1 protein-coding gene is annotated in these 1,202 nt (G+C 37.6%); it reads right to left on the reverse strand.

From position 1 onward, the window contains the following. Window positions 1-696: 696 nt before the first annotated feature. On the reverse strand, window positions 697-1,083 hold the full coding sequence (locus ACEYX7_RS10925; RefSeq protein ID WP_374807170.1) for a cytochrome b562: 387 nt from the start codon (window positions 1,081-1,083) through the stop codon (window positions 697-699). Window positions 1,084-1,202: the final 119 nt, after the last annotated feature.

The following is a 1,202-nucleotide window of genomic DNA, read 5'->3' on the forward strand; positions in this document are numbered from 1 at the left end:
TGCTGAGAAAACCGATGAATCTTTTGCTGCTAATATCTATCTGGCTGCAACAATAATCAATTTGCGTTAATTGTCAATACGCCCTAATGCGTAATTGATCTTGAGCAGGCTCTTCATAAATATCGCAGACAACAAAAAGCCCTAACATCCTGTTAGGGCTTATTTGTATGTGTGCAAAACGAATAAGACATCAATGTCTATCGTTGCTTCCTTTCATCTATCCTTAACCTTGCGTTTGCTATCCTATCTGTCCATGTGTGTGTAATAGGCTAAAATAATATGTCAGAAAATAGGCAAAAAGCTCGTATTGTTGTCAGTTAAAACTTACATGACTATTGGGTGTTTAGTATTCAAAAATTATGAATAACATCGTCTAAAAATAGATAAAATCATTATCTTGAATTGCAAATACAAAAAAGCCCTAACGTCCTGTTAGGGCTTTTCTTTTTGGGGTGAACTACATAAACTAACCTTGTTTATGCTACACGAGCCTTGTGCAAAATATCCATATTTAACTTACTTCCATAAGCAATCCATTTACCCCAAACATCCTTATTCAATGAGAAACCATCCATCGTTTCCTTGTATGCAAGGATAGACAAATCACACCAATGTGCCTAGATGCAAAAAGCCTATTATCATGTACGCAAAAACGTACAAAAATAATAGGCTTTGTTACATATTGATAAAAATCAATTATTTATATTTGCGGTGACCTTCTTGCATCACTTTGCTCATTTCAGCACTTAGTTGTTTTGCTTGAGCCAATTGACCTGCTTTGGTGAATGCGATCGCACGGTCGATTTGTGCATTCAGTTTGTCATATACTGCTTGATATTGTTTGGCTTGAGGGCTAGTCGCTGCAACAGAACGCATCTCATCAGGCATAATATTGCGTGCGTTGTTTGACGCATTTTTCATTTGAGTCAAGGCAGTGAGTGCGGCAGTCGGTGTAGTCGCATTAGCGAAGGCTTTTTGACTGCTTGCCATCACTTCCATATTGTTACCTAAAGCACCAGCAAAAGCTTGGCTGGCGGTAAGGCTGGCGATAGCGAGTAAACTTGCACAAATAATTTTTTTCATTTTTGACTTCCTTCAAAGCGAAACAATGACGATTAAATGGTGAATAATAGGGCGTGTTGACAATTAACGCAAATTGATTATTGTTGCAGCCAGATAGATATTAGCAGCAAAAGATTCAT

Source organism: Hubeiibacter jixunmingi (assembly GCF_041928215.1).
Taxonomy (GTDB): Bacteria; Pseudomonadota; Gammaproteobacteria; order Pseudomonadales; family Moraxellaceae; genus Acinetobacter.